The organism is Sungkyunkwania multivorans, from assembly GCF_042675645.1.
In the GTDB taxonomy this organism is placed as follows: domain Bacteria; phylum Bacteroidota; class Bacteroidia; order Flavobacteriales; family Flavobacteriaceae; genus Sungkyunkwania; species Sungkyunkwania multivorans.
Genome location: NZ_JBHTJH010000002.1, coordinates 1 through 25,487, shown reverse-complemented (window position 1 = coordinate 25,487; position 25,487 = coordinate 1). Strand labels below are relative to the sequence as shown.

Annotated in this window: 30 protein-coding genes; 15 read left to right on the top strand and 15 right to left on the bottom strand. The window is 39.7% G+C overall.

Translation table 11 applies throughout. The features are described from left to right. Positions 1-32: 32 nt before the first annotated feature. Genes ACFQ1M_RS01430 through ACFQ1M_RS01420 form a run of 3 tightly spaced genes read right to left on the bottom strand, consistent with a single transcriptional unit; the run spans position 33 to position 2,977 of the window. A complete protein-coding gene (locus ACFQ1M_RS01430; RefSeq protein WP_386402769.1) occupies positions 33-1,253 on the bottom strand; it encodes a DUF4350 domain-containing protein in 1,221 nt (406 codons plus the stop codon). Further along, positions 1,253-1,993: a hypothetical protein gene (locus ACFQ1M_RS01425; RefSeq protein WP_386402767.1), complete on the bottom strand. Its 741-nt coding sequence runs from the start codon at positions 1,991-1,993 to the stop codon at positions 1,253-1,255. The genes ACFQ1M_RS01430 and ACFQ1M_RS01425 overlap by 1 nt, the downstream gene beginning before the upstream one ends. After that, a complete protein-coding gene (locus ACFQ1M_RS01420; RefSeq protein ID WP_386402764.1) occupies positions 1,994-2,977 on the bottom strand; it encodes a stage II sporulation protein M in 984 nt (327 codons plus the stop codon). Between the two features lie 23 nt (positions 2,978-3,000). On the opposite strand from ACFQ1M_RS01420, the gene ACFQ1M_RS01415 reads away from it, so the two are divergent. Both ACFQ1M_RS01415 and ACFQ1M_RS01410 read left to right on the top strand, forming a co-directional pair. Next, on the top strand, positions 3,001-3,738 hold the full coding sequence (locus ACFQ1M_RS01415; RefSeq protein WP_386402762.1) for an RDD family protein: 738 nt from the start codon (positions 3,001-3,003) through the stop codon (positions 3,736-3,738). Continuing rightward, a complete protein-coding gene (locus ACFQ1M_RS01410; RefSeq protein ID WP_386402759.1) occupies positions 3,738-4,358 on the top strand; it encodes a trimeric intracellular cation channel family protein in 621 nt (206 codons plus the stop codon). Before ACFQ1M_RS01415 ends, ACFQ1M_RS01410 begins: the two co-directional genes overlap by 1 nt. Before the next feature lie 3 nt (positions 4,359-4,361). On the opposite strand, the gene ACFQ1M_RS01405 is transcribed toward ACFQ1M_RS01410, so the two are convergent. Beyond that, the gene (locus ACFQ1M_RS01405) at positions 4,362-5,078 is read right to left on the bottom strand and encodes a peptidylprolyl isomerase (protein ID WP_386402756.1); all 717 of its coding nucleotides are present in this window, start codon (positions 5,076-5,078) and stop codon (positions 4,362-4,364) included. A 4-nt stretch (positions 5,079-5,082) separates the two neighbouring features. Here ACFQ1M_RS01405 and ACFQ1M_RS01400 point away from each other — a divergent pair, with 4 nt between their 5' ends. Together ACFQ1M_RS01400 and ACFQ1M_RS01395 are read left to right on the top strand one after the other, a co-directional pair. After that, on the top strand, positions 5,083-5,724 hold the full coding sequence (locus ACFQ1M_RS01400; protein WP_386402753.1) for an NUDIX hydrolase: 642 nt from the start codon (positions 5,083-5,085) through the stop codon (positions 5,722-5,724). 47 nt (positions 5,725-5,771) lie between these two features. Further along, complete coding sequence (locus tag ACFQ1M_RS01395; RefSeq protein WP_386402750.1) at positions 5,772-6,575, top strand: lysophospholipid acyltransferase family protein; 804 nt, start codon at positions 5,772-5,774, stop codon at positions 6,573-6,575. Positions 6,576-6,631: 56 nt separating this feature from the next. Here the strand turns inward: ACFQ1M_RS01395 and ACFQ1M_RS01390 are convergent, their stop codons facing one another. Continuing rightward, on the bottom strand, positions 6,632-7,264 hold the full coding sequence (locus ACFQ1M_RS01390) for a hypothetical protein (RefSeq protein ID WP_386402747.1): 633 nt from the start codon (positions 7,262-7,264) through the stop codon (positions 6,632-6,634). Between the two features lie 3 nt (positions 7,265-7,267). Next, positions 7,268-7,762: an RNA polymerase sigma factor gene (locus ACFQ1M_RS01385; protein ID WP_386402744.1), complete on the bottom strand. Its 495-nt coding sequence runs from the start codon at positions 7,760-7,762 to the stop codon at positions 7,268-7,270. 116 nt (positions 7,763-7,878) lie between these two features. On the opposite strand from ACFQ1M_RS01385, the gene ACFQ1M_RS01380 reads away from it, so the two are divergent. Continuing rightward, positions 7,879-9,180 carry an NAD(P)/FAD-dependent oxidoreductase gene (locus ACFQ1M_RS01380; RefSeq protein ID WP_386402741.1) on the top strand — a complete coding sequence of 434 codons (1,302 nt, stop codon included), beginning with the start codon at positions 7,879-7,881 and terminating at the stop codon, positions 9,178-9,180. Here ACFQ1M_RS01380 and ACFQ1M_RS01375 read toward each other — a convergent pair. The 5 genes from ACFQ1M_RS01375 to ACFQ1M_RS01355 form a co-directional block, all read right to left on the bottom strand. After that, entirely contained in the window at positions 9,167-9,850 is a 684-nt protein-coding gene (locus ACFQ1M_RS01375; protein ID WP_386402738.1) for a lysoplasmalogenase, read from the bottom strand. The two genes, ACFQ1M_RS01380 and ACFQ1M_RS01375, sit on opposite strands and share 14 nt — an antisense overlap. Next, on the bottom strand, positions 9,850-10,536 hold the full coding sequence (locus ACFQ1M_RS01370; protein ID WP_386402735.1) for a lysoplasmalogenase: 687 nt from the start codon (positions 10,534-10,536) through the stop codon (positions 9,850-9,852). The genes ACFQ1M_RS01375 and ACFQ1M_RS01370 overlap by 1 nt, the downstream gene beginning before the upstream one ends. Positions 10,537-10,572: 36 nt before the next feature. After that, positions 10,573-11,259, bottom strand: coding sequence for a lysoplasmalogenase family protein (locus ACFQ1M_RS01365; RefSeq protein ID WP_386402732.1), 687 nt, complete (start codon positions 11,257-11,259; stop codon positions 10,573-10,575). 106 nt (positions 11,260-11,365) lie between these two features. Beyond that, the gene (locus ACFQ1M_RS01360) at positions 11,366-12,067 is read right to left on the bottom strand and encodes a lysoplasmalogenase (RefSeq protein ID WP_386402729.1); all 702 of its coding nucleotides are present in this window, start codon (positions 12,065-12,067) and stop codon (positions 11,366-11,368) included. A 79-nt stretch (positions 12,068-12,146) separates the two neighbouring features. Then, complete coding sequence (locus ACFQ1M_RS01355; RefSeq protein ID WP_386402726.1) at positions 12,147-12,836, bottom strand: lysoplasmalogenase; 690 nt, start codon at positions 12,834-12,836, stop codon at positions 12,147-12,149. A 171-nt stretch (positions 12,837-13,007) separates the two neighbouring features. Between ACFQ1M_RS01355 and ACFQ1M_RS01350 the strand changes: the two genes are divergently transcribed. After that, the gene (locus tag ACFQ1M_RS01350) at positions 13,008-15,158 is read left to right on the top strand and encodes a TonB-dependent receptor (RefSeq protein ID WP_386402723.1); all 2,151 of its coding nucleotides are present in this window, start codon (positions 13,008-13,010) and stop codon (positions 15,156-15,158) included. Here the strand turns inward: ACFQ1M_RS01350 and ACFQ1M_RS01345 are convergent. After that, entirely contained in the window at positions 15,140-15,955 is an 816-nt protein-coding gene (locus tag ACFQ1M_RS01345) for a hypothetical protein (protein WP_386402720.1), read from the bottom strand. The genes ACFQ1M_RS01350 and ACFQ1M_RS01345 overlap by 19 nt on opposite strands. A gap of 554 nt (positions 15,956-16,509) precedes the next feature. Between ACFQ1M_RS01345 and ACFQ1M_RS01340 the strand changes: the two genes are divergently transcribed. The 9 genes from ACFQ1M_RS01340 (at position 16,510) to ACFQ1M_RS01300 (ending at position 21,935) form a co-directional block, all read left to right on the top strand. Further along, the gene (locus tag ACFQ1M_RS01340; RefSeq protein ID WP_386402717.1) at positions 16,510-17,160 is read left to right on the top strand and encodes a DUF2306 domain-containing protein; all 651 of its coding nucleotides are present in this window, start codon (positions 16,510-16,512) and stop codon (positions 17,158-17,160) included. A 109-nt stretch (positions 17,161-17,269) separates the two neighbouring features. Continuing rightward, positions 17,270-17,896: a hypothetical protein gene (locus ACFQ1M_RS01335; RefSeq protein WP_386402714.1), complete on the top strand. Its 627-nt coding sequence runs from the start codon at positions 17,270-17,272 to the stop codon at positions 17,894-17,896. Beyond that, the gene (locus tag ACFQ1M_RS01330) at positions 17,896-19,233 is read left to right on the top strand and encodes a 2TM domain-containing protein (protein WP_386402712.1); all 1,338 of its coding nucleotides are present in this window, start codon (positions 17,896-17,898) and stop codon (positions 19,231-19,233) included. The genes ACFQ1M_RS01335 and ACFQ1M_RS01330 overlap by 1 nt, the downstream gene beginning before the upstream one ends. A 126-nt stretch (positions 19,234-19,359) precedes the next feature. Then, a complete protein-coding gene (locus tag ACFQ1M_RS01325; protein WP_386402709.1) occupies positions 19,360-19,671 on the top strand; it encodes a 2TM domain-containing protein in 312 nt (103 codons plus the stop codon). A gap of 11 nt (positions 19,672-19,682) precedes the next feature. After that, positions 19,683-19,994: a 2TM domain-containing protein gene (locus tag ACFQ1M_RS01320; protein ID WP_386402706.1), complete on the top strand. Its 312-nt coding sequence runs from the start codon at positions 19,683-19,685 to the stop codon at positions 19,992-19,994. 8 nt (positions 19,995-20,002) lie between these two features. Then, positions 20,003-20,353: a 2TM domain-containing protein gene (locus tag ACFQ1M_RS01315; protein ID WP_386402703.1), complete on the top strand. Its 351-nt coding sequence runs from the start codon at positions 20,003-20,005 to the stop codon at positions 20,351-20,353. Between the two features lie 7 nt (positions 20,354-20,360). Continuing rightward, positions 20,361-20,681 (top strand): 2TM domain-containing protein, encoded by a 321-nt coding sequence (locus ACFQ1M_RS01310; RefSeq protein ID WP_386402700.1) that lies wholly within the window; start codon positions 20,361-20,363, stop codon positions 20,679-20,681. Between the two features lie 11 nt (positions 20,682-20,692). Further along, complete coding sequence (locus ACFQ1M_RS01305) at positions 20,693-21,166, top strand: DUF2306 domain-containing protein (protein ID WP_386402697.1); 474 nt, start codon at positions 20,693-20,695, stop codon at positions 21,164-21,166. Between the two features lie 13 nt (positions 21,167-21,179). After that, positions 21,180-21,935: a LytR/AlgR family response regulator transcription factor gene (locus ACFQ1M_RS01300; RefSeq protein WP_386402694.1), complete on the top strand. Its 756-nt coding sequence runs from the start codon at positions 21,180-21,182 to the stop codon at positions 21,933-21,935. A gap of 16 nt (positions 21,936-21,951) precedes the next feature. On the opposite strand, the gene ACFQ1M_RS01295 is transcribed toward ACFQ1M_RS01300, so the two are convergent. The 3 genes from ACFQ1M_RS01295 to ACFQ1M_RS01285 form a co-directional block, all read right to left on the bottom strand. Next, a complete protein-coding gene (locus ACFQ1M_RS01295; RefSeq protein ID WP_386402691.1) occupies positions 21,952-23,067 on the bottom strand; it encodes a hypothetical protein in 1,116 nt (371 codons plus the stop codon). Between the two features lie 496 nt (positions 23,068-23,563). Continuing rightward, a complete protein-coding gene (locus tag ACFQ1M_RS01290; protein WP_386402688.1) occupies positions 23,564-24,649 on the bottom strand; it encodes a DUF4932 domain-containing protein in 1,086 nt (361 codons plus the stop codon). A gap of 214 nt (positions 24,650-24,863) precedes the next feature. Further along, the gene (locus tag ACFQ1M_RS01285; RefSeq protein ID WP_386402685.1) at positions 24,864-25,331 is read right to left on the bottom strand and encodes a hypothetical protein; all 468 of its coding nucleotides are present in this window, start codon (positions 25,329-25,331) and stop codon (positions 24,864-24,866) included. Positions 25,332-25,487: the final 156 nt, after the last annotated feature.

The following is a 25,487-nucleotide window of genomic DNA, read 5'->3' as shown; positions in this document are numbered from 1 at the left end:
GGCTCGTTGTTGGGTTCTAATTGTTCCATATGCTATGAAGTATAAAAATCTTCGATAAATTTATTCAGTGCTATCAATTGTTGTTCGCCGTGATATTTATTGTTCTTAAGCCAAACAATATAATGTATCAGCGGGGCTACCTTATCTCGTTTCTGACCCGATTTGGAGGTGAGTTCTTCAATAAAATGATCATCTAGCTTCTCTGTCTGTAATCTGAAATCGGTACGGATTCGTTCTAAAAAATAGGTGATCTTTTTATGGATCAGGTTTTCATGGTCATATCTGTCAAAATACAGGTTTGCTATCGTCTTTACAAATGCTAGCGAAGTATTTTGAAGCGGGCTTATGATCTTGATGACGCGTTGTCTTCTTTTGGCTGCGAATATCATGAACAAGATCACAAACAACCATAATACATACCATGCCCAGCGAAAGGAATCCTGAGATTTCAAATAGCTCAAGTTAGAATGGCTTTCCGCACGTTCGGTATACGGAGTATCATCATCATAATATTTGTAATAAGAGTCGTAGTAGATATCTTCATTAGGAAGGTAGGATAACAGTCCTTCGATATATTTATAATTTTCTTCCTTAAGCAATTGATAATTGGTGAATGCCTTTGGCTGAAGATGCACATAAAAGGCTCCTTCCCCTCTTTGAACTCGAATGTAATTTGGTTTTTCGCCAAGCGCGGTCACAGTCTTCCCCAATATTTGTATGCTATCTGTCGGAATCTTTCTAAAATAGTAATCTTGATATATGCTATCTAAGACAACATTGCGATCCGAAAGAGCACTTTCTTCAAATAGCAAGGATGCTTTATTTTCAATGGTATTGACACTGTCTACGGCGGTATGCAAGATCTCGTTCAACAAGGCGGGAATATTTTTACCAGAAATAAAGACCGAATTTCCGGTTTCAACAAAATATTTAAGTTCTTCTACAGAATAATAGCCGAGTCTGTCGGCAAACCCTACGACCATATAGATACCTTTGGCAATATGGTCACTGTGACTATATTCGCTATGCGCGATCAGATAATTATATGGTGTATGATAGATGGTTCGGATCTTTTTTTTGGGAAAAAGACTAGGCAGTTGCTCATGAAATACCAAGGTGCCATATGGTTTGCTGTGTCGCTCGCTATAGGATTCTTGCCAATCCACTTTTCGGCTCACGCTAAAATCTAGTAAGACCATTCCTAGCAGGACCACGGCGATAAGACCAACAGCTATAAGAATATTCCTGCTCATTAAGTGATCTGGTTTAAAAGGTTCCCAAAATTCCGCTTCACCTTTGCATATTGAAGGTCGTCAACAGAAAACTCTCCATACCAAATGTAATTATACAGATATGAGGTCTTTCTGAATAGTGGATTCATTTGATGCCCTTCCAGTTCTAGAAGGTAATCACTGTTTGTCTTTTCTTCCTCAAATTCGATCAGCTTTTTAAAGGCCAATCGCTTTAACACCGAGAGGTATAGATAACGAGTTGCCAACCGATAGTCACCGCTTTTTTCGGCTTGTACAATGAGGGAGTCGATATCGGTGGTGTGGATATTTTCCGCAGAAATAGTTTCACTATCGTCCAAGATCTTCTTGGAAGAATTTCCGAATAGTCGTCCATTTCCTTGAGTGATCAGGGCATGAACCAAGAAAATAAGCGCAGCCGCGACAATAATCATCAAGACAAAGAAAAAAGGTCCGCTGGGAAGCGCTATGCTAGTATTTGAGCTGTTGATATCATCGGTGTCCCTTTTCGAAGGTTTATCCTTTGAATATTTAGAGTTCTTCCCGCTTGTATTTCCTTTATCGCTGGTCTTGACCGCTCTCCCCTCATAATTGAACTTTCGCCCTTTATATTGGTCTTGAAAACCCTTGTCAAATTTATGTGCTTCGGTATTGGGATCGACCACTTCTTGTGCATAAGCGGAAGCAACGCTCTCGCAAAGCATAGATAAGGACAAGATGAATATCAGGGCAAATCTTTTCATCTATCCAAGAGCGGGTATCAATTGATGATGTAATTCATTCTTCACCTTATACGGGTACAGAAGGTAGTAATAGCTTATAATTCCCAAGGTGGCAAGGATAATTCCAACCGAGAGAACATTAGGCATTGTATCGGAATAACGTGTGACGAATCCTTCAAGAAATCCAGCGGCAAAGGTAAATGGAAACGTGCTGATCAATATTTTAACTCCATCTTTAGCGCCTCTTTTAAAACTCTCGAACCTTGAATGTGTACCGGGAAAAAGTATGCTTGCCCCCATGATGAGGCCTGCTGCCGCCTCGATGACGATCGCGAATATTTCCATAGACCCATGTATCCATATTCCTCTGACACTTTCCCAGAATACGCCACGCTCATAGAAAAAGTATTGAAAGGCCCCAAGCATGATGCAGTTGTTAAAGAGAATATAAACGGTTCCCAGCCCAAGAAATACCCCCATCACGAAGGCGATGACCCCAACGCGTAGGTTGTTTACGGTTATACCGATAAAGCTTCCCCAGTTGCTACCGCTTTTATAGACTGCCACTGGATCGCCCTTATCGATGTTCTCTAGTGTTTGATTTACGTATTCGTCACCTAATACGCCACGTACAAAATCCTCATCATCTGCGGCGGAGAGCACACCGATCACAGTGAAAATGGTAAAGATCACAAAAGCCAATAATACATACTTGCGATATTGATACATGAGCAAGGGTACTTCGGTCTTCCAGAAGTGAACAAAGCGATTCGTATCTTCTCTCTTGGTCTTGTAAATCTTTTGAAAGGCTTTGGCAGCTAATTGATTCAAATAAACTACGACCTTGCTTTTCGGATAGTAAGTTTGTGCATAGGCCAGGTCATTCACCAAATGGATGTACTGATTTGCAAGTTCGTCCGAGTCCATTTCCTCTCCATTGAAAACGGCTTTTTCAAAACTTAACCATTTTTCTTTATTTTGCTTGATGAAAGCGACTTCTCTCATAAGTGTGCTAATTAAACTATAAAATGGCAGAGATACAAATCAACACTACCCAAAATGTAAAGATTAGCTTCACTGCAGCCGACCTTGGGCTAAGAATGGTCGCCTTTATAATAGATGGAGTAATAAAAATAGCTTATTTATGGGTGGTATGGGCCATAATAGAGGCATTGCCGTTTAATGAAACCTACGAAGGAATGGACCCTTGGTCGCAAAGGGCTGTGCAGGTGGTCGTTGGTTTTCCAACAATGATATATACCCTAGTACTCGAATCCTTATTAGAAGGACAGACTTTGGGCAAAAAGCTAGTAAAGATACGCGTTGTGAAGATCGATGGCTTTCAGGCGTCTTTTTCAGATTATGTGATCCGGTGGTTCTTTAGGATCGTTGATATATGGCTCTTTTTTCTACCTGGTGTGATCGCTATAGCCACCAGCAAGCGTAACCAACGGATTGGCGATATGGCATCGGGCACCGCGGTCATTACCTTGAAAGATAAGGTGAAGTTCTCACAAACTATTTTAGAACATTTAAAAGAAGGGTACCAACCTACCTATCCTAGTGTCATCAAACTTTCGGACAACGATGCGCGGATCATCAAAGAGACATTCGTTACTGCCAAAAGGAACGTGGACCATGCGACCCTTATCAAATTGAGGGATAAGATCGAGGAGGTCATTGGCGTAAAGTCAAAGCATAAGGACACCTTTGGATTTATCGATACGGTCCTCAAAGATTATAACTTCTATACCCAGGACATGTAATGGTTTTTCAAGCACTAGATATTTTAGGAACGATCGCCTTTGCAATTTCGGGTGTCATGACCGCATTGAATAAGCGATTGGACCCATTCGGAATTTTTATTATCGCCTTTGTGACAGCAGTTGGTGGAGGAACTTTGAGGGATGTGCTAATTGGCCAGACGCCTGTTAGCTGGATGGAGGATCTGACGGTGGTCTATGTAATTTCGGCCTCTGTGATCTTTGCTGTGCTTCTAAGAAAAAAACTCAGTTATTTAAGCAAATCACTCTTTCTGTTCGACACCATAGGGCTGGGCGTGTTTACACTGATCGGCATCGAGAAGGGAATAGCATCTGGCCTTAGTCCGATCATATCCATCGCCTTGGGCGCAATGACAGGAACTTTTGGAGGTGTCATCAGAGACATTCTTTGTAATGAGATCCCAGTTATCTTTAGAAAAGAGGTGTATGCAATGGCCTGCGTCGCTGGCGGATTCTCCTTTTTCTTGCTAAAGGAATTGCCTATCGCAGAAAATTTGGTGTATATCTTGACCGCTTTGATAGTGATCACCATTCGTATTTTGGCCGTGATCTTTCATCTGCAATTACCCTCGTTCTATCGCAATACACAGAATAAGAGTTGATCGTCATTCGATGACCTCGACCTGCATGGAGATATCTTGCAACGGCCATTCGGCGACATCCGTGGGCTGGGCTGCTATCTTGTCTACAACATCCATGCCTCTTACGACGCTCCCAAAAGCGGTGTATCCACCATCCAAATGGTAGGCGCCATCTTTTTTTTGCACGATAAAAAACTCAAATGGAGAAGCTAGTTTATGCGGATTATCTATATCGCTGCTGGGTACAGAGACCACACCGCGATGATGGCGATGCCCCTTTCTGGTGTCTGGAGGTAGTAAATACCTACCTATTTCATTTCTTTTTTTTGAAGTACGCCGACTATCTGAATTTCCTCCCTGGATAATAAAGTCATTCACCACACGGTGAAAATAAGTGCCATTGAAATAGCCTTTCTTGGTCAAATAGATAAAATTAGCACGATGATAGGGTACATTTTCAAACAGTTCTATGTCAAAAGAGCCAAACTTGGTGGTGATACGTACTTTGGTCTCTGGATTGTCCTTTTCATATTGGTTGAAGAAAGGTATCGCATTTTCATCGGTAAGCTTAAAGGGCGCTTCTTCCTCTTCAGGCGCTTCCGTAAAAACGCTATCCATAACGACCTTATTTACTTCTTCCGGGATGGTCTCTTCAGCCGGAGGTGTTTTGGTCTCTGGCGTATCCTTACAAGCGATAAGAAAAAATAGTGGTAATATTGTATAAAGAGAAAAGATCCGCATTGCTATGAACTTTGAAAGATTTGTAAATTCACTTTCAAAAATAAAAGATTTCCCGTTACCAGGTATAAAAGCACAATTAGAAATGGCACCTTTGATACGCCAGCAAGAGCTTAGAGAATATGGTGAACGACGTAGAAATGCTCGAAGAGCGGCTGTGCTATCTTTGTTTTATCCAGACCAACGGGATCAGACCAATTTTATGTTGATCCATAGAAAGACATATCCCGGTGTTCATTCTAATCAAGTTGGTTTTCCCGGGGGGAAATTTGAAGAAGAGGATAAGGGTTTGGAACAAACAGCCTTGCGTGAGACAGAGGAGGAGATAGGTGTTTCTAAAAATAGCATCACGATTATAAAAGAGCTTACCGATCTTTATATACCGCCGAGTAATTTTGTCGTACAACCGTATTTGGGTTTGATTGAACATACCCCAAGCTTTGTGCCTCAAGATGATGAGGTGGAGGGACTCATAGAGGTAAAATTGTCACATTTTTTGGAAGATAGATCGTTGACCTCACAAAAATTATCTACCTCCTATGCCAAAGAAATAGAGGTACCTGCCTTTGAATTAAATGGATATATCGTTTGGGGGGCAACGGCAATGATGCTAAACGAGGTCAAAGCAATACTGCGAGCGACAATATAAGATGGAGTTTTGTAACTTTGCCTTTCGCATAAAAACTAACTTACTATATGGGATTGTTTAAAACGAATCCTTTTGGACATATACTTTTCTTGAAAAAATGGCTAATTCGCATTTTTGGTGTGATGACCCATGGTCGTTATCGAGGCTTTAACAAATTGGATATTGAAGGTTCCGAGATCTTTAAAGACCTCCCAGAGACCAACGTCCTTTTTGTATCCAATCATCAAACTTATTTTGCAGACGTTGTGGCCATGTTTCACGTGTTCAACGCGAGTCTAAAAGGACGTGTCGATTCAATAAAGAACATAGGATATTTGTGGCGACCTAAACTCAATATCTATTTTGTGGCTGCCAAAGAAACCATGCAGTCCGGCCTATTGCCACGAATTTTGGCCTATGCGGGAGCAGTGACTGTAGAGCGTACGTGGCGCGAAAAAGGAAAGGAGATCCAGAGAGAGGTAAATCTCAGCGATACGGGCAATATTGGTATTGCTTTGAATGATGGGTGGGTGATCACTTTCCCGCAAGGTACTACCAAGCCATGGAAGCCGATACGAAAAGGAACGGCCCATATTATCAAGGAATACAAACCCTTGGTGATTCCTATAGTGATCGACGGTTTTAGAAGGTCTTTTGACAAGAAAGGCCTGTTGATAAAGAAAAAAGGTATTTTACAGCATATGGTCATCAAAAAACCATTGGAGATCGACTATGAAAACGAATCGATTGAAGAGATCGTGGAAAAGCTAGAATATGCCATAGAGCAGCATCCTTCCTTCATGAAGGTCATTCCCGAAGAAGAGCTTCAGCACTATGAAGAGCTTAACGAACAGCGAAAGTGGAGGTATTAGAAACCTTGGAAAAAAGAGAAAGACCCTTTCACTATTAAAGATCAAAGGCCCATTTCTTATATATCGAGTTGCTGTAATTCTTTATAGTTTCTCTCCAATCTTCGCAGTAATAGGCCATAGAGCAATTGATAGACCAGCCATAATGCAACTATAATGACAGCGGTGACCACTAAGATCACTATTGATGCTGCGATATAGAGGATCAGGACCGAATCGCTACCATTGACCTTTTCTACGAAAAATGGGGCGTTAAAAGTTCCAATGAACAATAATATAGCTGTATAAACCGCTGCTATCAACAAGGCAATTTTGATATAGTTCTTTACAATTTTTCGGGTCTTTAGAATATTCTTCATCAAGGTTCGGGAATCGTCCGTCACAGTGATCTTCTTATAATTGTTGAAAAATCGAAACATAAAATAAACCAATACGATCATTGAAATGGCTTCGAATGCCAAGGTGATAGCATCGATGTCATAGCCTTCTATCTCGATCTTGTCGTAGGTGTCGTCAAACATAAACCAGGCCGTGGCGACCAATGCTAACAACAATTCAAATATGCTTATATAAAATATCCATTTTACTATTGAAGAAGACTTCTTTAAAAGTATTCTGTAAATTTGATCAAAAGACAAGCTGGGGGTTTCCTGCTTATTCCAATCTTTCTTTAATAGTTCTAATTCATCCATCGTTTACGGATTTAGTATCTTTTTCATCTTTGTCTTGATACGGTTCATTTTTACTCTTGCATTTACCTCGGTAATACCCATGGTTTCCGCGATCTCTCTATAATTTTTGTCTTCCAAGTAAAGGAATACCAAGGCCTTCTCGATATCGCTCAGTTGCTTTATGGTCTTGTACATTACTTTGAGTTGTTGTTCTTGCGTATCATCATACTCTTCGGCGCTTATTTTAAACTGGATATCATCAAAATCTTGGGTGTTGGGTCTTCTTTTGGACTTGCGATAAAGGGTGATAGCCGTATTTAATGCAACACGATACATCCATGTACTGAATTTAGAGTCACCTCTAAACTTCGGATAGGCTTTCCACAACTGTATGGTGATCTCTTGGAACAGATCGTTATGTTCGTCTCTGTTGGCGGTATAGATCCGACATACCTTGTGTACAATATTCTGATGCTTTTCTAGCTCGGCAACAAATTTATGTTCTAGTTCTTTCGTCACTAATGATGGTTAGCTTTTTAGGTAAGTAGCTTTTATGAAGACAATGTTACAATTTTTACTCAAATTTTTAAGTTGAAAAACCGCTAAGTCCTATTTTTGTAGCATATTTTCAATCTATGAATATTCCTAGAAATAGCATGCCACGGGTAGTGATCATCGGTGGCGGTTTTGGCGGAGTGTCTTTGGCCAAGCAGCTCTCAGAGCAAGAGGTACAGGTCGTATTGCTGGACAAGCATAACTATCACACGTTTCAACCTTTGCTGTATCAAGTTTCTACGGGTGGATTGGAGCCCGATTCTATTGCATATCCCATTCGGAAGATACTCAAAGACTATCCTAATTTCTTCTTTAGATTGGCCGAGGTAAAGAAAATAAATATCGAAGCAAAGCAGGTCAGCACCAATATCGGCGATCTGCGATATGATCATTTGGTCATTGCAACAGGTTCAACCACGAACTTCTTTGGAAACAAGGAGATGGAGCAGAACAGCATGCAGATGAAGACCATTCCGCAGTCGTTGAACTTACGCAGTTTGATCCTGGAAAATTTTGAGGAAGCCTTGCTTACAGACGACCTTAACGAGCGCAACGCCCTTATGAACTTTGTGATCGTAGGTGCAGGACCGACCGGTGTAGAGCTAGCCGGTGCTTTGGCCGAGATCAAAAAAGGAATATTGCCCAAAGACTATCCTGATCTCGATATAAGACAGATGCAGATCAATCTGGTACAAGGCAGTGATCGAGTCTTACCAGCGATGAGTGAAAAGGCCTCGAAAAAGGCCGAGGACTATCTCGAAGGCTTAGGGGTCAATGTTTGGAAATGCCTGCGTGTACAAAATTACGATGGAAAGACCGCAAAGACCAATACCGATGTCACCTTTGACACGGCCACGCTTGTCTGGGCTGCTGGAGTAAAAGGTAATACGATAAAAGGTATAGATGCAGCTGATGTGATCACCAGAGGGAATCGTATTAAGGTGAATCGCTACAACGAGGTAGAAGGTCTAGAGAATGTCTATGCGATCGGAGACATTGCCTGTATGCAAGATGACGAGTACCCCAATGGACATCCTATGATGGCGCAACCGGCTATACAACAGGGGAGGCTATTGGGAAAGAACCTCTTGCGAAAAATAAAGGGAAAGGAGAAGAAACCTTTTAAATATAAGAACAAGGGGTCGATGGCAACGATCGGCCGAAATAAGGCTGTGGTGGATCTGGAACGGATAAAGTTTCAGGGAGTTTTTGCATGGTTCGTTTGGATGTTCGTGCATCTGTTCTTTCTCATAGGGTTTAGAAATAGGGTCGTGGTCTTTGTCAATTGGGTCTATAACTATATTAGATTCGATCGAGAGGCGCGTCTTATTATCCGACCGTTCAAAAAGAAGAAAAGTCGGGTCATCACTACAACTCAGTAGAGGTGTTTTCACCTTGGCATAACATGCCTTTCACTATGAAAAACTGTGCGTAGGCATAGGTGAGCATGATCAAGATGTTCTTGTAAGGCACTTCATCATAAAATCGATTGATACTAGAGATGCTCTCGCAAATGACAAAAAGCAGTGACCCGCCTAAAACAAACAGAAAGCTTTTTGTATTCACTTTTCGATAACGCAAAAATGCACAAAGTGCCATGATCGTGGAGGCTAAAAAATAAGCCGTTACCGGAATCAATAGATTTCCAACTTTAGGGAATATTAAGATATAAAGACCTGTGGCATATATAAACCCGCCAGATAAAAAGAGTGTCAAACGTCGTTTTTCTATGGTCGCCTGCTGTTTAAAAGCTAGAAAATAAAAGATCTTGGCTACGATAAAGCAGATGATACCACCCACAAGATAGAATGTTTTGAAGTCGCCAAGGATAAATAGGTCGCCTACGAACAGCGACATCAATCCGTAGCGGGTGTACTTTTTCTCTTTAGCAGGAAGATGGTCACTATTTAGGTAAAAATAAACAACCAGCGAGCCCAGAACCAATGGTTTGGTCAAATATCGGAATACGGAGAGCTCCGCAAGATTGTTCAATGTTATATCGATAAGAAGAATCCCCGCGAAAAGCAACCCGAATGCGAGATCTCTACTCATTATTTGGTGATTTTTTCCATTTTATGATACTTGTAAAGTATTCCCAAAGCGATGTTGAGATGCGCGAGACCATGGAAGAACATGATCCATATGTTTTTTCCAGGAAATGGCTTATGGAACTGATTCAATGCTACAATCGTCCAACCAATTACGGCAAAGATGCTCCCTATAAACACCATCCAAAAGCTCCTGTTATTTACTTGTCCCTTCCTCAAAAAAGACATGGTGAGCATAACAACCCCCGAGATGAGAAAAAAGATCGCGGGGATAAGAAAGGGTCCTAAGTTGTCCTTTATCAACGAAAAAATAACAGCGGCATAAGCCCCGATACCAACCAAAACGGGTAAAAGTCTTTTGAGCCTGAAGGTGCAATCTCTAAAAAAAACGATGGTATAAAGCACATTGGCAACCATAAAAGTAATGATGCCAATGCCAAAGAAATAGATATTGGACTGTTCGAGCAAGAAGGTATTACCTATAAGAATGACCGCTAAGGCTTCTAGAACAAAGACATATTCCTCAACCGAAAGGCGTTGTCTGTTTTGATAATAGAAAAGCAATAGCGATATCGTAACACCAGGTTTTGTGATGAATCTAAAGGTATAAAGCCCATCGATATTGTTAAAGACTATATCGAGCGCCAAATTGATCAAGAATAAAAAAAGGAAAAGCTTTAAATTTTTCACATTATAAAATCGAAATTTAGATTTTTGCTTAGTTAATTATTGGTCAAATTCTACAGGTCGACGCTGCTGGATCAAGATTCCTATCACGATACAATATTGAGCGATTCCATAGGTGAACATGGTAAAAAAATTTTCATAGGGGACGGGTCCGACAAATTTGTTGTAAGCAATAAGCGTTTGCGTACCCAGATAGATAAGGGCTCCGACAAAAACGAGATAAAAACTTTTTTGAGGCACCTGGTTCCATCGGAAGAATGCACTTTGAAGTGAGCTGAATATGACCACCATGAATATAATTATAGGAATGAAGTAGTCGCCCAGACCCATCAGTGTTTTCTTTAAGAACCAAAAAGCATAGATCATAATGATCACTGAGAGAATGACCAATCTTCCCAAATGGTATGAAATATTGAATTGAAAGGCAAAAACGTACATCAAATATGCAAGGAAAAAGAATCCAAAACCGATCATGAAGAACAAATTGTCATAATAGTTTAGAAAAAAGAGATCACCCAAGAAAAAGAACACCAATGCGGCCAACATAAAGTTTCGTTGTTGTTTGACCAGATGTCCACTGTTGTATAAAAAAAAGAAGAATAGAGAAGAAATTACCGAGGGTTTTGTGATCACCCTAAATGGCCTCAACGACTCCACGTTACTGCAGACAAGGTCAGTAGCAAGGATAACCATATAAATGATCGTAAAGAGGCCTTGGTTTTTCATAGCATTGTTTTTTCCGAAGGAAAAATCTAAAATCTTTAAATATACACATCCCTTTTATATTTTGAAAGATTGTGTTGTAAAAGAATCTTAAAATGTTGTGAATCTATTAGTTATGAAAATTTTGATTATATTTTTTCGCCTTAGTATTTCGTTTGTACGTCATTCCCATGATTATGAAATATTGTCCTAGACCATAGGTGAGCATTATGAAAATATCTTCGAAGGGAAAGGGTTTGTAGAATTTGCTATATGCAATGATACTTTCCGAGAACATAAAAAGAAGCCCTCCTGTGAAAACTAGAAAATAAGCGGTTCTGGGCACCTCGGCTTCCAATCTCGAGAAAGCACTCTGTAGCATTGTGAAAACGACCACCATAAAAATAAGAACCGGAACAAAAAGCGCTTCCAGTCCATCGATTATAAGATTCAATAGACCATAGGCATAGGCCAATAACACTATCGAGAATAGTATGGTCCTTATAAAGCGATGTGAAACATAGAAGTGAAAGGCCAGCGAATACATAATGTTTCCCAACATGAAACTTGCCATCCCTAAAAAGAAGAAAAAGGTGTCATCAAACTTTAAGAATAATATGTCACCTAGAAGGAGGAACACCAGTGCCAATAATAAAAAGCGTCTCTCCTCCTTTATGAGATGTGCACTATTGAGATAGAAGTATACCAAGAGTGAGCCGATCACGGCCGGTTTGGTAATCACTCGATATGGAAGAAGGTGGTCAAAATTACTGAAGACAATATCCAATGTCAAGATCAAAAAAAACAGACTATTAAAAAGGATACTCTTCATTTACGTAGGCAAACAACTTTTTTCTGGTAAAAGGTATAGTTAAGTTAGGTCTAATCCAAAAAAAGCACTGTAAAACATCTCATTTTTGTTGTTTAAGCAGTCCCAACGTGATGCCATACTGGGCAGCCGCGTACGAACTTATGATGATGAAACCAGAAAACGGGATACTCTGGTGAAATCTATCAATTGCGATAATACTGTCAGAAAACATAAAGAGAACCGCCCCAGCCAGCACAAGCAGATAACTAATGCGATCTGCTTTCCCCCATCTAAGGTAAGCGGTGAGTGTCATAGTGCTGATGACCATCACATATAAGACAACCGGGAGCACAAGCGTGTCCAGATGTTCATATAGCAAGAATAGAAGTAAACTTGCATAGATGACCAATATTGATGCGAACGGCACGATACGTCTAAAAGAGACCCGAATGTTTTCCATGAATACCCGAACATACATCACATGGGCCAACAGGAAGGAGGACAGCCCAAACAAGAAGAAAAGATCATCCTTGTTCTCAAATATCAAAAGTACATCACCTAAAAGGCATAGAGATAAAGCCACCAGTGTATATTGTCTATACCTTTTAGGCAAGTGGCTCGAATGCTTATAAAAGAACCAGATAAGCGATGCTACGATCAGCGGTTTGAAAAGAATTTCTAAATAGGATAATTGCTCTAAAACTGTACATAGGGCAGCCATGATACTGATGACTGTAAAAATCAAACTAAAGAGCGATCGTTTTTTGTTGGTCAAAATGGTTGGGTTCAAAACTAAGAAGGTTGGTTATGCAAATAAAAGAAAAATTGCTAGATCGATCATAAATCTTTTACCTATTGTCCATTTCAGAACAGTTCATCCTTATTATGTCACAGTTCGGAAAAGCTTCTTAGAAATTCGTTGAAGATCATATGAATTTAGCACTAACAAAAAACAGCGACCATGAAGTTCATTATGTTAGTGCTTTCATTCATCGTATCACATTATACACTTGCACAGGTAGTGGTATCAGGAAAGGTCACCGATTCCAAAGGAAATCCTATCGGCGGTGCAAATGTATATCTAAAAGGCACTTACGATGGTGCTTCGACCAGCGAGACTGGGACTTTCAACTTTTCTACTACAGAGCAAGGCGTTCACACCTTGACCGTGACCTATATTTCCTTTGAAGAATTTTCATTGACAACAGATGTCGCTCAACTCCAGGATCTGACGATCGTATTAAGGGAGGAGATCAATACCCTCACTGGGGTGACCCTCACTGCAGGTTCATTTAAGGCGGGAGACAACGCCAAGGTTTCCGTGTTAAAACCGTTGGACATTGTTACTACCGCAAGCGCATTAGGGGATTATGTAGGTGCTTTCCAGACCTTACCAGGGACGACCACAGTGGCAGAGGATGGTAGATTGTTCGTCAGAGGAGGCCAAGCCGAAGAGACCCAGGTCTTTATCGACGGTATGAGAGTTTTTACGCCTTTCACCCCAACCGCTAATAATATTCCCACGCGCGGTCGCTATTCTCCCTTTCTTTTCAAAGGAATTACATTTTCGACCGGGGGATATTCTGCAGAGTACGGTCAGGCATTGTCCAGTGTATTATTATTAAATACCATCGATGAACCCGATCAAGAGAAGACAGACATCGCTTTGATGAGTGTTGGGGGAGGCCTTGGCCATACCACAAAATGGGAGAAGAGCGCTTTGAGCGTAAATACTTCTTACATCAATCTGGCCCCGTATATCGCTATTTATCCCGACAGGAACGATTGGGAAAAACCGATCGAGGTCGCGGCGGGCGAGACCGTTTTTAGAAGAAAGTTCGATAAAGGGATGTTTAAACTGTATGCCGCACTCGATATGACCAACTTTAGGCTAACCCAGCCGGATATCAACTTGACCGAAGGCGCTCGATTTGGGTTGAAAAATCGAAATTTTTACATCAATAGTAGCTATAAGGGATATTTTGGGAATGACTGGATATTGAATACGGGATTGAGTTACACCAACGACCGCAACGGTGTGACCATCCAAGATGCTGAGGTCGATGGCGATACGGATTCCTTTCACCTAAAGGCTTCATTCAAAAAGAGCTTCAGCAGTCGCTTGAAACTAAATTTTGGTACGGAGTATTTCAATGCTGCCTTCGAAGAGGATTTTATGGATGCCTCCCTCAACTTTAGTACGGCTTTCAGCAACAATATCTTTGCAAGTTTTGTAGAGGGCGACATTTTCTTTTCGAACAAGCTGGCCTGTAAAATTGGATTACGCTCTGAATATTCAGAATTGTTACGAGAGACCAATTGGTCGCCGAGGCTTTCCTTGGCGTACAAGACCGGTGATGCCTCGCAGTTCTCTTTGGCCTACGGCGAGTTCTATCAGCAACCGCTAGATCGCTATCTCAAATTCCAAAGAGATCTTCACGCCGAGCGCGCCACCCATTACTTGCTCAATTATCAGTATTCTAAGGGGGGGCAGATCTTTAGAGCGGAGGCATACCATAAACGATATCGCAATTTGATAAAATATGATACGATGCTACCGCAATTCGATAGTGATTTCAATAATGAAGGATTTGGTGATGCCTCAGGCTTGGACCTCTTTTGGCGAGATAACAGGTCGATCAAGAACTTGGACTATTGGCTCAGTTATTCATACCTGGATACGAAAAGGAACTATCAGAATTTTCCTGTGGAAGCTGCGCCTAGTTTTACAAACAAGCACAATATCTCGCTAGTAGGGAAATATTGGATAGATTCTTGGAAATCACAGATCGGAGCGAGTTACATCTTCGCTACTGGCAGGCCTTATACCGATCCCAACATCACTTCATTCTTATCCGAACGTACAAGACCGTATAACAGTCTAAGCATCAACTGGGCCTATCTAATTAGCCAACAGAAAATACTTTACTTTTCGGTAAATAACGTCTTGGCCACGCGCAACGTTTTTGGATACAATTATGCAAACACTCCAAATTCGGAAGGTTTTTTTGACAGACAGGCAATTAGACCAGCTGCAGATCAATTCTTCTTTATAGGATTTTTCTGGACTATAAGCGGCGACAAGAAAAGCAATCAGTTAGATAACTTATAGGATTTTGACGAGGTCTCTACCCCAGGTTCCGACGCCTTTTCCTCGGTAATGGTATTTCCTTGTGTCACTATTTGGGTCTTTGGATTCCAAAGACGTTTATGATCATTGAAAAGCATCATATAGCGAAAATGTTTCCTTAGCATGATCAAAAGAGTACTTATAAGGAAATTTGGAAACTTTGGGAACTTGTCCAAAACAGTATCGATGGTCTTGATCTTATAATTGTACAACATAAAAGGAATGGCCTTCGGACTAAAATATATCGCTCTTATATAAGGATCGTCAATATCTACATTCTCACCGAAGCACTCATATTTTAAGGGTAACTTTTGGCGTCCTCTTGTAAAAAGTTCTTCCGCAGAAAGCGGTGTTTCGTTTTTGGGGTCATAGAAAAATAAGCACTTGCTCGGGTCGACAGCGATCCACTTGTCAAGTTCTTCAGAAAATATTTCGTTAAAGGAATGCCCATAGGATTCTTTATAGAATTTATCCACTACTCCCCATTCCCGGACCTTGATGTCATTTAGAATACAAAAGTTGTTGAAGACCTGAGAGATATCACTGCAAACACCATAATTTCCTTCTAACATGATCTTTAACGCTCTACCGCTTGAGGTACCTAGACCTGGACCACCTTTAACGTGCTTGGCTAGGTATTTGCAAATGACCGCTGTCTTTTCCAAAGCGCTTTCCGACGAGAAGGGAATGTCCTCATTCACTTTGTGATAAATATCGGGAATGTCTTCGGAACTATTATAATTATTATAATTCTCATCAGTTAACAGTTGGTTCTTCATCTGTCTACTGATCAACATATACCGTGTATAGTACAGCATTGGGTGCCTTCGCCAAAACCACTTGGCCTTCTTATATAATTTACGCATATAGAGCAGGGGAAATCAAATTGGCATCAAAAAAATATACGGGCAATTTATGCATTTGGTTTTTTATTAATTCTATTTGCTTTCATAATACGATGTCAAGACCATTTTTTACGACAAAATGCTGCATAAAGACTAGCAGAATCTAAAGCTATTATTCGAATCTTTTTGCTTGATTTACAATGTCCTATGTCTTTTAACTTTTATAATTCTTGGTGTAACTCCGTTTTAATCAACGGATTAAATGTACAAAAGAATAATTAAATAGTGGATTTCATAAAAATAAGCAGGACGGTATGTCCTTTTTTTATGGATCATTCATTTTTATCGCACCAAATAGGATGGTAATTGAAGTCAAAATGCAATATCCTTCATTCTATCCGCAGTTTTCTACAATTCGGATTATTTAGTTTTGTCCGCCTATTAAAAACATCAATATTCGAAGGGTTCAACATTTATAGAAATCAACAATGACTTTAGAAGACCTGATCACCATAATGATCTATATTCATGCATTCGCAGGAGCTATTGCGCTTCTGGCCGGATCAGTAGCAATCGTAAGTAGAAAAGGAGGTACGGTCCACACCAAGGCGGGCCGTGTTTTTTACCATAGTATGGTCGTTTTGGCGTTGCTGGCATTGGTTATTTCCTGGATGCCAGGCCATATTAACAATTTCTTATTTGTTATCGGCGTATTTAGTCTCTACTTGGTCATTTCGGGTAAAGCTGCAATCCGATATAAAAAGATCGAACAACGATCAGAGCTAAGAGTTGATAAACTGGTTTCTGGTGCGATGTTCTTTTTTGCCATCGTTATGCTTGTCATGGCAATACATCAACAATTGAATGGGAACAGTTTTGGAATCGTTCTTGCCATATTTGGAGCTCTTGGGCTGGTTCGTTCCATTCAAGACTTCCTTGCGTTCCGCAATATTCAAAAACTTCGTAAAGATTGGTTGAGGCATCACATCGGCAAAATAACAGGTGGATTCATCGCTGCTGTTACCGCCTTTTTTGTTGTGAATGAGGTGTTACCATCTCTGCTGGGTTGGTTACTTCCGACGCTTCTGGGAACTTCATATATTCTATATTGGACGAGAAAAATTTCTAAGCGTAAATAAATGACAACTCAGCCATTGAAAATGACAATTCGGTAGCTATCCTTTTCAAAGCCCCTCAGAAAACGTCAATTTTGGGGTGTAATCAATTTCAAACGTAATATTAGGAATCATGGTACGGATAATTTTCTATTTAGTGGTCTCACTATTGGCTTTAGCAAACGGAAATGCCCAAAGCAAGTACGAGACGGGAATGCAAAAAGCATTCGACCTTTGGAAAGCAAAGGATATTGAACAGGCAGAGGCCTTATTTGAGCGTATCGCTAGCGCAGCACCGGATGCTTGGCTACCTCATTACTACATCGCTCAGATAAATACCTTTGCCGCTTACAAGGAGAAGGAAGAGCAACGATTAACGTTGCTATTGGAAAAGGCAAAGGCACATATTGATGAAGCAAAGATCATTTCGCCAAACAATGCCGAGATACTGGTGCAGGAAGCGATGATCAATACGGCCTGGATCGCTTTTGATGGGGCCACCTATGGGATGACTCTTTCTGGCAAGGTAACGCAGCTCTACAACGAGGCTTTACAATTGGCACCCAACAATCCCAGAGTTGTATTTGCCAAGGCAGAGTGGGATATGGGTAGTGCTCGATATTTTGGAAAAGACACCGCGCCATATTGCAAGGATGTGGCCAAGGCCTTAGAACTTTTTACTACCTTTAAAATTGAAAGTGAGTTTCATCCAAATTGGGGAGAGAAAAGGGCCCTGCAAATTCTTGAAAACTGTGAATAATGACGTGGAAACGTTTCATCAAAGAGCTTCTAAAAGCATTTAGTGTTGGAGTTGCCGTTTTTTTGGTGCTGGGCGTAATTAATTACTATAATGGTAGGAGGTATGTTCTGGACGAAAGCTTTTTTACGATGTTCGCCTACCATCAGCTATTCTCTGTCGTACTCTACATGGTCAATATGTTTTTGATCGTTTATTTGCTGAGACGATATAAAAAAGAACTTTTCACCATTAAATTCTTATTTACTGGAATCGCTGGGTCGGTGGTGGTGTCCATGATCGCTATTTTCTTTCTACGCATGTTCAATGAAGTGGGACTAAAAGGCGAGTCGTGGCAAGAATTTATCTCAGGTGAAAGGATCTCATACTATTGGGTGTCATTGACCATCTCCATTGTCGTAACGGCAATCTTTTATTCGGTCTTCTACTATAAATATCGACAAGAGCACAAGGTCAAGGAACAAAAGATCATCGCAGGTGCTGCATCGGCTCAATTCGATGCGCTTAAGAACCAGTTGGACCCTCACTTTCTATTCAACAGCTTAAATGTGTTGACCTCCTTGATAGAAGAGGACCCTTATCAGGCGCAGAAGTTCACAACCTCCTTATCTAAGGTATATCGCTATGTATTGGAGCAAAAGAACAAGGAGTTGGTCACGGTAGATGAAGAGTTGAAATTTGCAAAGACCTACGTCAGCTTATTGAAAATGCGATTTGAAGACAGTATCGTTTTTGAAATTCCTGATAAGGCCTCGGACCCTGAGGCCAAGGTGGTGCCGCTATCCCTTCAATTACTTTTAGAAAATGCTGTGAAACACAATATGGTGACGCCTGCCAAACCATTGCATGTGACGATCACCGAAGAGCAGGGAAATCTAGTGGTCACTAATAATCTTCAACCAAAACAAGTGGTGAAAAAGAGTAGTGGAGTTGGACTGAGAAATATACATCAGCGTTATGCGATTCTTACCAATAGAGCCGTCTCCATAGATAAAACGACTTCGGAATTTATCGTAAAGATACCGATGCTCACGAAACAAGTTACAACCATGAAGACACAAGATACTTTTATAAAGGACAAGCGTTATCAACGCGCCAAAGAGCGGGTGGATGCGATCAAAGGATTCTATGGGAATCTTATCAGCTATTGCATCGTAATCCCCCTTTTGGCGTGGCTAAATTTTCGTACTACGGACTTCCCGTGGGTGATTTTTCCGGCTTTGGGATGGGGTTTTGGTGTTTTGGCCCATGGTCTGGAGGCATTTGGATACCATCCGCTTTGGGGGAAACGCTGGGAGCAGAAGAAGATAAGAGAATACATGGAGAAAGACAATTTCTAGGACCATACATGGTCTGGTATCGGTTTAAGAAAACAGTTCATCATTCAAAATCGACAGTTGAGAAATACAGATTACCAAAAACGGTAAATGCTTAAGAAATTAGCCTTGTAATTAAAACTGACCATCATGGAAGATTTCAACAAAGAGAATAAGTACCTACGCGCAAGAGAACGCGTTGAGAATCTTAAAAAATTCTATAGCAACCTCACCTCATACGTGATCGTTTGCTCCGGACTGGCCATCGTAAACTACTATGTGAATGAGTGGCATTATATGTGGTTCCTTTGGGTAGTATTTGGCTGGGGTATCGGCATCATTTTTCATGCCATCGGAACCTTTAACCTCAATCCGTTCTTTGGAAGAGACTGGGAGGAACGCAAGCTGAAAGAATATATGGACAAGGACCGAGAAGAAGGTCGATCCAATCGCTGGGAATAAATTATAGCATCATGGAAAACTACATTAAAGAAGACCGTTATCTTAAGGCAAAGGAACGCGTAAATGAGCTGAGGGGATTTTACATTCACTTGACAACCTATACTATCATAATTGGGGGGCTGGCAGTGATCAACTTTGCAGTTGACGGATTAAGATATCCCTGGTTCTTATGGGCTGCCTTTGGTTGGGGCATTGGGCTGGCCTTACATGCCTTACGCACATTCAATGTATTTCCTTTTTTTGGAAAGTCATGGGAAGATAGAAAGATCAAGGAATTCATCAAAAAAGATGAAGAACGTTATAACGACCTTAACCGAAAATGATACAACGTATGATAGATAACCCGGAAGAAGCTCGCTACCAAAGAGCACAAAAAAAAGTGAAGGATCTTAAGGATTTCTTTTCACATGTTCGTGCCTATGTCATCATTAATTTATTGATCATCTTCCTTAGATCGGGCTTTGTGGATGTTATTAGAGGTCGCATAGATGATCAGGATTTTTTAGACTGGTTGGATTGGAATGTCTTGCTTACCCCAGCCCTTTGGGGGATAGGACTGTTGGCCCACGGATTGTACGTCTACCGAGATAGGTTCACCTTTTTTAGATCTTGGGAGGAACGTAAGATCAAAGAATTTATGGAGAAGGACGAACAAGAATTTAGAAATAACCGCTGGGAATAATAATACTATGGAAAATTTGGAAGACATAAAATACAAGCGTGCGAAAGAAAAAGTAAAAAAAATAAGAGGCTTCTATGTGCATTTGACCGTATTCATCCTGGTCAATTCCCTTTTGCTCGTCAATACTGAGATCATCCCTAGGTTTTGGAATACCTCTATAGAGGTGAAGGTCTCTTGGTGGGGAATAGCCTTATGGGCATTATTTTTGGCGATACACGGACTAAGGGTTTTTGGGGTCATCACGTTTTTGGGCAAAGACTGGGAAGAACGCAAGATACAAGAGTTTATGAAAGAAGAGGAGGAAACTTATAAAAGCAACAAATTTTAACTAAAGCTACCGTGTTTCATAGTACTACAGGACTCGTCCATACTATTTTTGCCATCATCGCGATGGTCACAGGAGCAGTGGTGCTGGTGAGTATCAAAGGAACCAGGTTTCATGTGCGCGTTGGGTATATCTATGTGATATCGATGCTATCGATGAATATCTCCAGTTTCTTTCTCTACCATCTCTTCGGAACTTTTGGCGTTTTTCATTGGTTTGCGATCTTTAGTTTGCTTACGTTACTAGGAGGGATGTATCCGGTTCTCTTTAGAAAACATGTAAGATTATGGTACTATGTCCATTTGAAGGTGATGAGTTGGAGCGTCGTAGGACTTTATGCTGCTTTTGTCGCTGAGGTAGGAACCAGATCATTGCCATTGTCTTATTTTTGGTTGACCGTAGGTTTGGGAACCTTTGCTGTCTGCGGAATTGGAAGGTGGCTGATCGAACGAAAATTAAAAGAAGAACGCTTAAAAGCACAATATTAAAGAATCGACCATTATGAATGTGATCATTATAGAGGATGAAAAACCTGCGGCCAGACGCCTTTCACGACTTCTGGCGGATCTTAATGTAGAGGTCAATGAAATGTTGCACTCTGTGGAGGAATCCATCAACTGGTTTCAGCACAATGCGCATCCCGATCTTATCTTTTTAGATATCCAGCTATCAGATGGCCTTTCTTTCGAGATCTTTGATGCCGTAAAGGTAAATAGCGCAGTTATTTTCACCACGGCTTTTGATGAGTATGCGCTGCAGGCCTTCAAACTAAACAGTATCGATTATTTGCTTAAGCCGATCGATGATGAAGAATTGGCGGCAGCAGTAACAAAATATAATGGTTTTAAACCTGCGGCTCAAGAGGTTCAACTTAATTTTGACGATATCAAAAAGTTACTGATCAATCCTTTAGAACGCGAATACAAAAAACGTTTCACGGTCAAAGTAGGACAACATCTAAAGATGATTCCCGTAGACGAGGTCGAGTGCTTTTATTCCGAAAATAAAGGGACTTATGCGTTTACTGCCGAAGGGAGGAATTACCTTTTAGATACGACTTTAGAAAATTTGGAGGGGGAAATATCGCCAGAGACCTTTTTTCGTATCAGCCGAAAGTTCTATGTGAACATCAATTATATCAAAGACATCATAGCCTACACCAATTCACGTTTGCAGATAAAACTTCAAAAGTATAATGAGCAAGAGGTGATCGTCGCACGCGAACGCGTAAAGGACTTTAAACTGTGGTTGGAGTAAGCGGTTTTTTCCTAGATCAATTATTGGTAATGGTAACAGCTTCCGGTTTACCTTGAATGCGTATTGTGATGGTGTTTAGATGTTTCAATTGCCTTCTTAACTCGCAGAATTCCGTTTCATTTTTCACAACCACCCCATTTATAGAAATAAGGTCCATCTCGGGTCGGATTCCCAATGCATAGGCATTAGAATGTTTAAAGACACTTCTTACACTAAGTCCATCGTCAAATTGAAAACCAACACTTTGAGTGCGGTGTACAAAAGGTTGGTCATTTTTATCTTGAAGATACAACTGCTTTTCAGGGTAGTCCAACGTAATTAGAAAGTGCTTTAAAAAACCATTTCCAATGGCAGTGAATGAAGAGGAATTGCTTGCGTATGTTTCAACATTGGTAAAGGGGCGCTTTTCTTTCCCGAGTTTCAGCGTATCTATCGTCACTACATATTTCTTACTCTCCTTATCGTTACTAGAGAGTCCAGAGGATCCAATGCCAAGAAGTTCGCGTCCATTGGCTACGGTGCTCGAATCGATTTTTTTTAAAGGAATGGTGAGCACGCTATTGCTACCCAGGTCTATGGTAAATTGTCCTTTTTTATCGCCAACGGCAAAGGAGGTATAGATTTGATGCCCCCATTTGTTTTTTGCGATGCCGATGGCCGATTCTTTGTCAGGAGTGACGGGTAGATGTCTTCTTTCTTTGGAAATATGAATCAGCTGGTTCTGATAATCTATCTGCCAAACAAAGTGTCGCATGATGTTGGCACCGATAAGTCCGTAGATGTGATCGTAACATTGAAACGGTTGTTCTGTATATTTAAAGCCAACATTCCGAAGGGTGATATCCCCGATGCCGATATAGGGTGCTTCGTAGATCTTGGGGAAAGAGAAGGCCCCGTTCGTGTCCATACTCAATGTTCTTCCAGTGGTCTTTGGAGACTGCTGGCCCAAGTAGTTTTCGAAAAGATAATTGGCTGCCCCACTATCTAGGATGAAAGGATAGGTATTCTGGGTATCATCAATGCCAACTTGTATTACAATATGACCTGAAGGAGCATATTCGAAAGGGATACTGGTTACCTTTGGAACATGTTCCATCGTGTGTGCATCCAGCTTTTTGTAGCTGGAGTTCATGAATACAAAAATGGCAATAAGAAGTACGATACAACACAGAAATAAAAGACCTATAACCCTAAATAGTTTTTTCAGCATGAATATATTTTGAAGTATTGGTGATACTTTTTTGAAGTATGTTACGATCTTTTAGCACTTTTAATGTTGTCAATGAACTTCGCAGATCAGTGTGACAGAGATCATCAAATGGTTCAAAAGAAGTGTCATTATTGACGCTCCGGCCCATTGATAGGGCCATATCCGAGCTTGTTGTGAAGTAGTCTGAGAAAATTGCGAGCCTCGTACTGCTTTATGATTTTGATGACCCGATGCTAGGTGAATTTACGGTGAATATTCTAGTTGTAATCGCCGGGGGTTTTTAGGGCACTTGCGCATCAAACAAACATAAGGTATCGCAGGGTTCGGATTGTACTGAGAAGAATTACAGGCGTACATTAACCTGAAAATTGGTCTAAAAAATAGGTGTTTTTTATCTCAGTTCTTTGTTGGCAAATCGTTATCTTTCAGATGCTGATTGTTTAATTAAATTTATACAATCAGAATAGGTTTGTTCAAACGACATTCCGTTTTCTGGTTGATATTCATTCAGTTTCGCATAAATATCTTTTCTAATATCTTCACATTCGTTAAGATAAAAATTGTGTCCATCATCTTTTCCGTTAATTTTATGTTGTAGTAACCATTGTAATGGGTTTACAATAAGATGGTCAATTTTATCTTTAATTTTTATTTCGTCACAATCCTCACAGATTGTTTTGTACTGACTTAATTCTCCAATGTATTTATCTAATAATTTATCTGTAAATAAATGAGATGTTTCGTGATATAGAATTCCTCGTCTATTGTCATCTAATTCTAATATTTCGTTAGTAGAAGTCGATTTGTCAGGTGTTTCACAAATATTCCCTAAAATAGTTGCTCTTTTCTTTGGGTTGTAGTTGTCGTAAAACGATACAGCTTTATTGTTTGCACTATTCGTTAATTCAACAAAAACAATCATTTCTAAACCCTTTTCTTTAGATTGGAAAAAGTCCACTATACTATCAAAAAGTTTTTCTTGATTAACTTGGTTTTCGATAGTTTTTACAGAGTTCCGATAATATTTCTTATTATTCTCAAAGAATATTTTGAAATTAGACTTTTCACTAAAGTCAATTAGCAAAGGTTGTAATGAGTCAATATCACTTTTTGTAATCTTAAATCCCGAAAGTTCTTTAGAGTAAGTATCATCAAATTCAAAAGTTTCAAAATTTTTAAACATTAATCCAATTGTTGGGAAATCAAACAATATGTTTGGTGAATCATCTATGTATTTAATTAATTGATGATTTTTGAATTCCCTGAAGTGCTTATTTACACGTTTTGAATATTCAGTTTCACAAGGAAGCATTCCTACGTCAATATAATCTTGAACAGCCAAATTAAATGCTATTCTCAATAATTCTATTCTTTCGTCAATTTTAAATATTACTTGATTTGTTTTTTCTTTTTCGGTAACGATATATTCCGTTGTGTTTTTCTCTTTACAAGCAAAAAGTGTAATTATAAAAAACAGATTGATTAGGATTGATGTGTTCTTCATTGTTTTTTGTTACAAAGACTATTCTGTTTCTTATTCGTTACAGTTTTGACTTAATGTTTGCCAACGTGTTTGTATAAGATTAGTTGCGTGTTTTAATCACTAAAGTTAGCAAATAAATCACAGATAGAAAGTCCGCGAGGACTTTCGTAAGTAGGCTTTTACCAGCAATTAATTTTATACTGTGTTGTGTGTTCGTTTTTATTCAGTTTCATTTTCAATTACAATCATTTCTTTCATTCATTATTGGTCTTTCGTTTAAGTATTTTTGAATAAATTCCTTTGATTTTCCTTCACGATTGTAAGATGTACTTTCAATTAGAAAATGATATTTTCTCGAATTCCTTTCTACATAAATAGTATCAGAACATTGGTTTTTAATTACTCTGTCATTTTTTTTAATAAAATCATAAAAAAACGCAGGTTCGTAAGCGTAATTCCTACTGTTTTCGATTTTATATCTATTTTTTTTATTTGTCAGTAACAAATAAGTATTTCCTTTTTCTTCAAAAATGTCCACAACATTTTCGTCAAAAGTTGTACTTAAATAAATGTCTTCAAAATCTCCTTTTTTAACAACAGTATAAATTGCAAATACGATAAGAGATATAAATAGAAAAATAACTGGAAGATATTCTTTCAGTGTGTACTTTTTTCCGTCATATTTTTCAATCATTTTTTTCAATCGATATTTCTATTTTTGTTCAATATTTTCAATTTCAAGTTTCGATGTTCAAATGTCTTGTCCTGAAATATGGCTACAGGTTAAAATTGATTTACGCTGTTTTTAAATATACCATATTTGGTGTTCTATAGTCTAAAGATAAATGTAATCTGATTT

What these genes read in the sequence shown, in the direction of transcription:
- ACFQ1M_RS01410 (WP_386402759.1), top strand. Translation starts at nt 3,738, where the DNA reads ATGGTTTTTCAAGCACTAGATATTTTAGGAACGATCGCCTTTGCAATT.
- ACFQ1M_RS01390 (WP_386402747.1), bottom strand. Translation starts at nt 7,264, where the DNA reads ATGGATGAATTAGAACTATTAAAGAAAGATTGGAATAAGCAGGAAACC.
- ACFQ1M_RS01415 (WP_386402762.1), top strand. Translation starts at nt 3,001, where the DNA reads ATGGCAGAGATACAAATCAACACTACCCAAAATGTAAAGATTAGCTTC.
- ACFQ1M_RS01340 (WP_386402717.1), top strand. Translation starts at nt 16,510, where the DNA reads ATGACTTTAGAAGACCTGATCACCATAATGATCTATATTCATGCATTC.
- ACFQ1M_RS01400 (WP_386402753.1), top strand. Translation starts at nt 5,083, where the DNA reads ATGAACTTTGAAAGATTTGTAAATTCACTTTCAAAAATAAAAGATTTC.
- ACFQ1M_RS01335 (WP_386402714.1), top strand. Translation starts at nt 17,270, where the DNA reads ATGGTACGGATAATTTTCTATTTAGTGGTCTCACTATTGGCTTTAGCA.
- ACFQ1M_RS01365 (WP_386402732.1), bottom strand. Translation starts at nt 11,259, where the DNA reads ATGAAAAACCAAGGCCTCTTTACGATCATTTATATGGTTATCCTTGCT.
- ACFQ1M_RS01325 (WP_386402709.1), top strand. Translation starts at nt 19,360, where the DNA reads ATGGAAGATTTCAACAAAGAGAATAAGTACCTACGCGCAAGAGAACGC.
- ACFQ1M_RS01345 (WP_386402720.1), bottom strand. Translation starts at nt 15,955, where the DNA reads ATGAAGAACCAACTGTTAACTGATGAGAATTATAATAATTATAATAGT.
- ACFQ1M_RS01310 (WP_386402700.1), top strand. Translation starts at nt 20,361, where the DNA reads ATGGAAAATTTGGAAGACATAAAATACAAGCGTGCGAAAGAAAAAGTA.
- ACFQ1M_RS01320 (WP_386402706.1), top strand. Translation starts at nt 19,683, where the DNA reads ATGGAAAACTACATTAAAGAAGACCGTTATCTTAAGGCAAAGGAACGC.
- ACFQ1M_RS01360 (WP_386402729.1), bottom strand. Translation starts at nt 12,067, where the DNA reads ATGAAGAGTATCCTTTTTAATAGTCTGTTTTTTTTGATCTTGACATTG.
- ACFQ1M_RS01425 (WP_386402767.1), bottom strand. Translation starts at nt 1,993, where the DNA reads ATGAAAAGATTTGCCCTGATATTCATCTTGTCCTTATCTATGCTTTGC.
- ACFQ1M_RS01290 (WP_386402688.1), bottom strand. Translation starts at nt 24,649, where the DNA reads ATGAAGAACACATCAATCCTAATCAATCTGTTTTTTATAATTACACTT.
- ACFQ1M_RS01395 (WP_386402750.1), top strand. Translation starts at nt 5,772, where the DNA reads ATGGGATTGTTTAAAACGAATCCTTTTGGACATATACTTTTCTTGAAA.
- ACFQ1M_RS01375 (WP_386402738.1), bottom strand. Translation starts at nt 9,850, where the DNA reads ATGAGTAGAGATCTCGCATTCGGGTTGCTTTTCGCGGGGATTCTTCTT.
- ACFQ1M_RS01330 (WP_386402712.1), top strand. Translation starts at nt 17,896, where the DNA reads ATGACGTGGAAACGTTTCATCAAAGAGCTTCTAAAAGCATTTAGTGTT.
- ACFQ1M_RS01380 (WP_386402741.1), top strand. Translation starts at nt 7,879, where the DNA reads ATGAATATTCCTAGAAATAGCATGCCACGGGTAGTGATCATCGGTGGC.
- ACFQ1M_RS01300 (WP_386402694.1), top strand. Translation starts at nt 21,180, where the DNA reads ATGAATGTGATCATTATAGAGGATGAAAAACCTGCGGCCAGACGCCTT.
- ACFQ1M_RS01350 (WP_386402723.1), top strand. Translation starts at nt 13,008, where the DNA reads ATGAAGTTCATTATGTTAGTGCTTTCATTCATCGTATCACATTATACA.
- ACFQ1M_RS01420 (WP_386402764.1), bottom strand. Translation starts at nt 2,977, where the DNA reads ATGAGAGAAGTCGCTTTCATCAAGCAAAATAAAGAAAAATGGTTAAGT.
- ACFQ1M_RS01430 (WP_386402769.1), bottom strand. Translation starts at nt 1,253, where the DNA reads ATGAGCAGGAATATTCTTATAGCTGTTGGTCTTATCGCCGTGGTCCTG.
- ACFQ1M_RS01295 (WP_386402691.1), bottom strand. Translation starts at nt 23,067, where the DNA reads ATGAACTCCAGCTACAAAAAGCTGGATGCACACACGATGGAACATGTT.
- ACFQ1M_RS01315 (WP_386402703.1), top strand. Translation starts at nt 20,003, where the DNA reads ATGATAGATAACCCGGAAGAAGCTCGCTACCAAAGAGCACAAAAAAAA.
- ACFQ1M_RS01405 (WP_386402756.1), bottom strand. Translation starts at nt 5,078, where the DNA reads ATGCGGATCTTTTCTCTTTATACAATATTACCACTATTTTTTCTTATC.